Source organism: Streptomyces malachitofuscus (assembly GCF_055571035.1).
In genome coordinates this window covers 189,581-196,907 of the sequence record NZ_JBVIGA010000018.1, presented here as the reverse complement: position 1 = coordinate 196,907, position 7,327 = coordinate 189,581, and the positions used below count along the sequence as shown (strand labels likewise).

5 protein-coding genes are annotated in these 7,327 nt (G+C 71.3%); 3 read left to right on the top strand and 2 right to left on the bottom strand.

The genetic code is table 11. From position 1 onward, the window contains the following. Positions 1 to 189: 189 nt before the first annotated feature. Both manB and ACZ44S_RS25640 read right to left on the bottom strand, forming a co-directional pair. The gene (gene manB, locus ACZ44S_RS25645) at positions 190 to 1,272 is read right to left on the bottom strand and encodes a mannose-1-phosphate guanylyltransferase (protein WP_466932870.1); all 1,083 of its coding nucleotides are present in this window, start codon (positions 1,270 to 1,272) and stop codon (positions 190 to 192) included. A gap of 107 nt (positions 1,273 to 1,379) precedes the next feature. After that, positions 1,380 to 2,783, bottom strand: coding sequence for a peptidoglycan recognition protein family protein (locus ACZ44S_RS25640; RefSeq protein WP_466932869.1), 1,404 nt, complete (start codon positions 2,781 to 2,783; stop codon positions 1,380 to 1,382). Between the two features lie 129 nt (positions 2,784 to 2,912). Here ACZ44S_RS25640 and ACZ44S_RS25635 point away from each other — a divergent pair, with 129 nt between their 5' ends. The 3 genes from ACZ44S_RS25635 (at position 2,913) to ACZ44S_RS25625 (ending at position 7,300) form a co-directional block, all read left to right on the top strand. After that, positions 2,913 to 3,674 carry a TIGR03089 family protein gene (locus ACZ44S_RS25635; protein ID WP_466932867.1) on the top strand — a complete coding sequence of 254 codons (762 nt, stop codon included), beginning with the start codon at positions 2,913 to 2,915 and terminating at the stop codon, positions 3,672 to 3,674. 426 nt (positions 3,675 to 4,100) lie between these two features. Next, complete coding sequence (locus ACZ44S_RS25630) at positions 4,101 to 5,306, top strand: LCP family protein (protein WP_466932865.1); 1,206 nt, start codon at positions 4,101 to 4,103, stop codon at positions 5,304 to 5,306. A gap of 242 nt (positions 5,307 to 5,548) precedes the next feature. After that, on the top strand, positions 5,549 to 7,300 hold the full coding sequence (locus ACZ44S_RS25625) for an LCP family protein (protein WP_466932863.1): 1,752 nt from the start codon (positions 5,549 to 5,551) through the stop codon (positions 7,298 to 7,300). Positions 7,301 to 7,327: the final 27 nt, after the last annotated feature.

Below are 7,327 nucleotides of genomic sequence, written 5' to 3'. Positions count from 1 at the left end.
GGTGGGGGTGTCCGCCCGCAGTGGCTGGCGCGTCCGCACCCCGCACCCCCACCAACAAGCCCCATCGCGCCAGTCCGAGGACGGACACCCCCACCCCACCCCCGCACCACCCACCACCCGTAGGCGCTACCCGCACCCCCACCGCACCCGCAGCTGCGCCGCAGGCATACGACCACCGCCCCGCAGCCGCTACTGGTCCGAGGAGAAGCGGACGGCGCCCGCGGGGATGCGGGCGTCGCACCAGACGCGGACGCCCTCGCGCAGTTCGTTGTGGGCGCCTATGACCGCGCCGTCACCTATGACCGTGCCGGTCAGCACCGACCGTTCACCCACCCGCGCCCGCGTCCCGATCAGTGAGTCGGTGACGACCGCGCCCGGTTCGATGACCGCCCCCGGCAGGATCGTGCTCCCGAAGACGCGCGCGCCCTCCGCCACGAACGCGCCCTCGCCCACCACCGTCCCGCCCGCGAGCTTCGCGTCGGGCGCCACGGTCGCCGTGGGCAGCACCAGCCGGTCACCGCAGCGGCCGGGCACTGCGGGCGACGGCGCACGCCCGAGCACCAGGTCCGCCGAGCCCCGCACGAACGCCGCCGGCGTCCCCAGGTCCAGCCAGTACGTCGAGTCGACCATCCCCTGCAGATGCGCGCCCGCCGCCAGCAGCCCCGGGAACGTCTCCCGCTCCACCGACACCACCCGCCCCGCCGGGATCGTGTCGATCACGGACCGCCGGAAGACGTAGGCCCCCGCGTTGATCTGGTCGGTGACGATCTCCTCCGGCGTCTGCGGCTTCTCCAGGAAGGCGAGCACCTTCCCCGTGTCGTCCGTCGGGACCAGCCCGTACGCCCGCGGATCGGTCACCTTCGTCAGGTGCAGCGAGACGTCCGCCCCCGTCGTCCCGTGCGTCCGCACCAGCGCCCGGATGTCCAGCCCCGTGAGGATGTCCCCGTTGAAGATGAGCACGGGGTCGTCCGGCCCCGAGTGCAGCCGGGACGCGACATTGCGGATGGCACCGCCCGTACCGAGCGGCTCCTCCTCCGTCACGTACTCGATGTGCAGCCCCAGCGCCGAGCCGTCACCGAAGTACGGCTCGAAGACCTCGGCCAGATAGGACGTCGCCAGGACGATGTGCTCGACGCCCGCCGCTCTGGCTCTCGCCAGCTGGTGCGTGAGGAAAGGCACCCCGGCCGCCGGGACCATGGGCTTGGGCGTGTGCACCGTGAGCGGGCGCAGCCGTGTGCCCTTGCCGCCGACCAGGAGGATCGCTTCTGTCACCTGTCGTCTCTGCTTCCTGCCGGGACCGGCCGAACTGTCTTTCGGCCGGCCAGTGTATGCAGACCGTTCCGCAGCCCGTTCTCCGGCAGGAAGAAGCGCGGCCGGCCTCAGCGCCCCTGGTAGCGGGCCGCCGTGGAACGCACGGTGCCGAGCTTCTTGTACAGCTTCCCCCCTGGGCACGAGGTGTTGAACCCGTCCCGGTGACCGGAGATCACGTTCAGTCGTACCTTCTTGCCTTTTCGGTAGAGATTGCCACCCCCGGACGTCAGGTATGTCTTGGCGCGCGGATTCTTGCCGTGCAGCCCGAGTTTCCACGCGGTGAGCCGGGCGACGGCCTTCACCGCGGAGGACGACGGCTTCTTGGAGCCGTAGGAACCGATCACCGCGATCCCCGTCGTCCTGCTGTTGAACCCGAGGGTGTGGGCGCCCTTGACCGGCTTGGCCACTCCGCCGGCCCTGCCCTCGTAGATCCGGCCGCACTTGTCGATGAGGAAGTTGTAGCCGATGTCCCGCCAGCCCAGGCTCCTGACGTGGTAGCGGTAGAAGCCGCGGATGAGCGAAGGCGCCTGCGAGCAGGAGTAGTTGTTGCCGGAGGCGGTGTGGTGCACGAAGGCCGCCTTGACCTTGCTCGTGTACACGAACCCGCCTTCCCGCAGGCCCTCGTCGGCTCCCCACCCCCGCCGGGTGACGATGGCGGGGCGCGGCCCGATGTACGGCTTGGCCCGCTGTTCCTCGGTCAGCTCGGCCCCGCGCAGGGCGAGGTACTCCCGCCGGGTCCGCTCGCCGTCCAGTTCCGGGATCTCGGCGGCGCCGAGGGCCGCGAGTCCGGCGTTGGCCGCGGAGGCGGCGGTCGCCTCCGCGGTCATGGGGCCGGTACGGCCGTCGACGGCCTCGCGCGGGTCCGCGGCGTGGGCGTCACCCGGGTCGATGAGTTCGAGCCGCAGCCCGGACGGCAGCTCCGGGGTTTCACCGACGCCCGGTTCCCGGGTCGCGGAGTCGTCGGAACCGGCGCCCGGTTCATCGGGTTCGGGCCGCACCCGGACCTCCACCCCGTCCGACTCCCCCACCCACAGGGGAGCCGTGGCCCCCCGCACCCGTCCCGAGGCGGCTTCCGAACTCCCCGGATCGGCCCCGTGGTCGGTGTAGTGGGTCTCGACGTGCTGCCAGACGGACCAGTCCCGGGTGGCGGCCGAGCGGGTACGGACCTGGACGCGGCCGGCGAGTTCGCGGGCGGGGTCGTCCCAGACGACGCCGAGGAGGGAGAAGTGCCGTACGGCCCGGGGGGCGAGGCCGTGGACGGCGGCGCCGGAGGCGCGGTCGTGGGTGAGGGGCCGCAGGGGCAGCGACTGGGTGCTGCCGGGCACGTCGGGCGGGGCCGTCACCGCTGCGCGCGTGGCCGCTTCTGCCGTGGGCGCCGGTCTCGCGGCCGCCGCGGTGGCGGGCGGGGCGAGCGGGAGGGCGAGGGCGGCGGCGCAGGTGACACCGATTGAGGAAGCAAGAATTCCACGCATGCCCCTGATCTTGGACATAGTCATACAAATCTGTCCATCGGGCATGTGACGGACCGTCGGACGCCGTTCCTCCGAACCGGTGGCGTGCGGGGACGGTGCGCGGGGACGGTCCCGCGTACGCTTGCCCGGGTGAACGCCACCGATCGCACCCCTGCCGACCTGCTGAGTTCCGCGCTCGCCGCGGACCCGGCACGCCCCCTGGTGACCTTCTACGACGACGCCACGGGCGAACGTGTCGAATTGTCCGTGGCCACCTTCGCCAATTGGGTGGCCAAGACCGCCAACCTCCTCCAGGACGAACTGTCCGTCGAACCCGGCGACCGGGTGGCCCTGCTGCTGCCCGCGCACTGGCAGACGGCGGTGTGGCTGCTGGCGTGCGCGTCGGTGGGCGTGATCGCCGACGTGGCCGGGGATGCGGCGGCCGCCGATGTCGCGGTGAGCGGTCCGGAGCCGGAGTCGCTGGAGGCCGCGCGGGCCTGCTCGGGACCGCGGATCGCGCTGGCCCTCAGGCCGCTCGGCGGACGCTTCCCGCAGCCGCCGGAGGGCTTCGCCGACTACGCCGTGGAGGTGCCGGGCCAGGGCGACCGGTTCGTGCCGTACGCGCCCGTCGACCCGGAGGAGCCGGCGCTGATCGTGGCGGGGCGGGAGTTCACCGGGGCCGAGGTGGTGGAGCGGGCCCGGGCGGAGGCGCCGGAGCTCGGGCTGACCGGTCCCGGCTCACGGATCCTGTCGGGGCTGCCGTTCGACACCTGGGAGGGCCTGAACTCCGGTCTGTACGGACCGCTGGCGACCGGCGGCTCCGTGGTTCTGTGCCGGAATCCGGACCGTCTCGGCAAGGAGGCCCTGGACAAGCGGGTGGAGAGCGAGCGGGTGACGGTCATCGCCGGATGACCCCCGACTGAAGCCCCAGCCGCCCCAGGGAGGGCCCCGTCCGCCCCCGCCGCCCCGGGGAGGCCCCACCAACCCCGCCACCCCGGAGAGAGCCCCGTCCACCCCCGCCACCCCGGGGGAAGACCCCGCCAGCCCCCGACGCTCAGGGAAGGGCCCCACCAACCCCGCCCCGGAGAGGACCCCGTCCACCCCCGACGCCCCGGGGGAAGACCGCCGACCCCCGCCGCCCCGGGGAGGGCCCCACCAACCCCGCCGCCCCGGGGAAGACTCCGTCCGCCCCCGCCGCCCCGGAGAGGCCCACCAGCCCCCGTTCGGCGCAACACCACCCCCCACGCCCCGCGTATTCGGGTCATCGTCGTAGTCAGCGGCACGCACCACACCCGTACGCCGTCCTGGTCCCGTACGCAGTGAGGGGTGGACCCGGCCATGAGCGACACCGCAGGCGCGCCCTCCGGACAGCCGGGGTCCGGGCGCGCCCCGGGCACGGGAACGGGGTCCTCGCCGAGCGGGCGGGGCCGTACCCGTCGCAGGCGGCGGCGCTGGGCGCACGGCACCGGGCTGACGGTGGCCGTCGTACTCGTCGCCGCGGCGGGCGCCGGGTGGGCGGTGTACCTGAAGCTGGACGGGAACATCACCCCGGACGAGGCGGCGGCGGCCGAACTCGCGCGGTTCGAGGAGGACCGGCCCACCTCGCTCGTCAAGGACGCCCGGAACATCCTGCTCATCGGCTCCGATTCGCGCTCCGGGGCGGAGAACCGCCGCTACGGGCGGGATCCGGGGACCGAGCGCTCGGACACCGTGATCCTGCTGCATCTGTCGGCGGGCCGGCGCAGCGCCACCGCGGTGTCCATACCCCGGGACCTGATGGTGGAGGTGCCCGGCTGCCGCCGCCCGGACGGATCGCGCTCCGCACCGATGTTCACCGCGTTCAACTCCGCCTTCGAGGTGGGCGGTTCCGCCTGCAGCATCCGCACGGTCGAGAAACTCACGGACATCCGCGTCGACCATCACGTCGTCGTGGACTTCGAGGGTTTCAAGGACATGGTCGACGCGGTGGACGGCGTCGAGGTGTGCCTGCGCGAGCCCATTGACGACAAGGACGCGGAACTGAAACTCCCGGCGGGGCGGGTGACGCTGAGCGGGGAGCAGGCGCTCGGTTATGTCCGTGCTCGCAAGACCCTCGGCGACGGCAGCGACACCGGCCGGATGGAACGCCAGCAGAGGTTCCTCGGCGCGCTCGTGAACAAGGTGCGCAGCAATGACGTTCTGCTGAATCCGGTGAAGCTGTATCCCGTTCTGGACGCGGCCACCTCCTCGCTCACCACCGACCCGGAACTGGCCAGCTTGCGTGGTTTGTACGAACTCGTGCGCGGCCTGCGTGAGATCCCCACGCAGGACGTGCAATTCCTGACCGTGCCGCGTGAGTCGTACATCGGGGACGTCAATCGTGACCAGCTCGCGCAGCCCGCGGCGGAAGAACTGTTCGAGCGGCTGCGCACGGACGCACCCGTGACCGTCGACACGGAACGTGACGAAAAGGCCACGGAAAGGGAATCGGGGAAGCCCTCCGGCAGCAGTTCTCCCGCCCCGACCTTCCCGGGGAACACCGCCGCCGAGGACTCCTGTATGTAAAGGCTGCACCAATCCAACTCCGCACCTGCGCACCCTTGTCCAGGGAAATGGGTGGAATGCCCCCTTGTGAGGACGTGGAATTCGTCACCGGCGTCGCCCGGAGCGGATCAGGACCGTTAGTGTGAGCGCTCCGGTGCGTCCGTTCCCTCAGGCCCGTCCTGAGAAACGCACTGTGTGACCGAGACCCGAGCGCCTGGGAGGGGAAAGGCGCCGCGTGGCCCCGACGGAGGATTCGAGCGACCGTGGACGCGCAAAGCCGTGGGCGGGGAGAGAACATCGATCCCGCAGATCAGTGGGTGCTCAATCCGAACACGGGTGAATACGAACTGCGACTGGGCCCTTCCGCACCGCAGTCGCCCATCCCCGGCCCGCGCGGCCCCCGCCCCCCGGGCGCACGGCGTCCGTCGGCGCCGGGCCGTTCCTCCGAGCGTCCCGGCCGTGCGACGCCCGGGCGGGAGACGCCCGGCCGGGAGGTGCCGCCGCAGCGCAGGCGCCGTGGTGTGCCGGAGGAGCCGCCGGGCCGGCGCGGTCGCCGGCCGGCGAAGAAGAACTCCAAGGTCAAGAAGGTCCTGCTGTGGACCAGCGGCACCATGGCGTTCCTGGTGCTGGCCGTCGGTGTGGGCGGCTATCTGTATCTGGAACACCTGAACGACAACATCACGTCCGTCTCCGACGACGGCGCCGGCACCGGTGGCTTCAAGAAGGACGAAGCGATCAACATCCTGCTGATCGGCACCGACAAGCGCACCGGTTCGGGCAACGAGGGCTACGGCGACAAGGGCAGCGCCGGCCACGCCGACACCACGATCCTGCTGCACGTCTCCAAGGACCGCTCCAACGCGACCGCGCTGAGCATCCCGCGTGACCTGATAGTCGACATCCCCGACTGTCCGACGCAGCAGGAGGACGGCAGCCAGAAGGTGATCCCGGGCTCCGCCGGCGTCCGATTCAACACCAGCCTCGGCCAGGGCGGCCGTACGCCCAGCTGCACGATGCGGACCGTGACCGAGCTGACCGGGATCACGCCGGACAACTTCATGGTGGCGGACTTCAACGCGGTCAAGACGCTGACGTCGGCGGTCGGCGGCGTCGAGGTGTGTCTGGCGAAGGACATCGACGACCCGGACTCGCACCTGAAGCTGCCCAAGGGCACGCACACCATCGAGGGCGAGCAGGCACTGGCGTTCGTGCGCACCCGGCACTCGGTGGGCCTGGGCGGCGACCTGAGCCGCATCGAGCTCCAGCAGCAGTTCCTGAGCGCGCTGATGCGCAAGCTCAAGTCCAACGACACCCTCACCAGCCCGTCCAAGATGATCAAACTCGCCGAGGCGGGTACCGAGGCCCTCACCGTCGACTCCACGCTGGACAGCATCAACAAGCTCAAGGACCTCGGTCTGGAGCTGGGCAAGCTCAACGTCAAGAACCTCACCTTCACCACCATCCCGGTGATCGACAACCCGGCGGAGCAGGTGAAGGCGACCGTCGTCCTCGACGAGGCCAAGGCTCCCGAGGTCTTCTCCCTGATCAAGAACGATGTGTCGTTCACCGAGGTCAAGCAGCAGAAGAAGAAGGAGAAGGCCGCTGTTGCCGCCCGGCTGAAGGGCGAGAAGGCACCCGCCTCCGAGGTCCGGGTACGGATCCTCAACGGCGGCGCTCCCGCGGGCAGCGCGCAGGAGACCCTCAGCTGGCTCCAGGTCCAGCAGGGCGTCACCAAGTCGGAGAACGCGGGCAACGCGCCCGCGGAGCTGGGGAAGACGACGCTCGAGTACGCCCCCGACCAGGCCGACCAGGCACGCCGCCTGGCCGAGATCCTGGGACTGTCCGGGTCGGCGATGAAGCCCGGCGAGAGCGTCACCAACGCCCAGGGCGTGCCCGCGATGACGCTGACCCTCGGCAAGGACTTCAAGGGGGCCGGTGTGTCGCTCACGCCGCCGGACAAGGCGCCCGACGACATCAAGAAGTCCACGGCCGACAAGGTCGAGTGCGCCAAGTAGGGGTGGCCTGACGGGTCCGTCGCGCCT

What these genes read in the sequence shown, in the direction of transcription:
- ACZ44S_RS25640 (WP_466932869.1), bottom strand. Translation starts at nt 2,783, where the DNA reads ATGCGTGGAATTCTTGCTTCCTCAATCGGTGTCACCTGCGCCGCCGCC.
- ACZ44S_RS25630 (WP_466932865.1), top strand. Translation starts at nt 4,101, where the DNA reads ATGAGCGACACCGCAGGCGCGCCCTCCGGACAGCCGGGGTCCGGGCGC.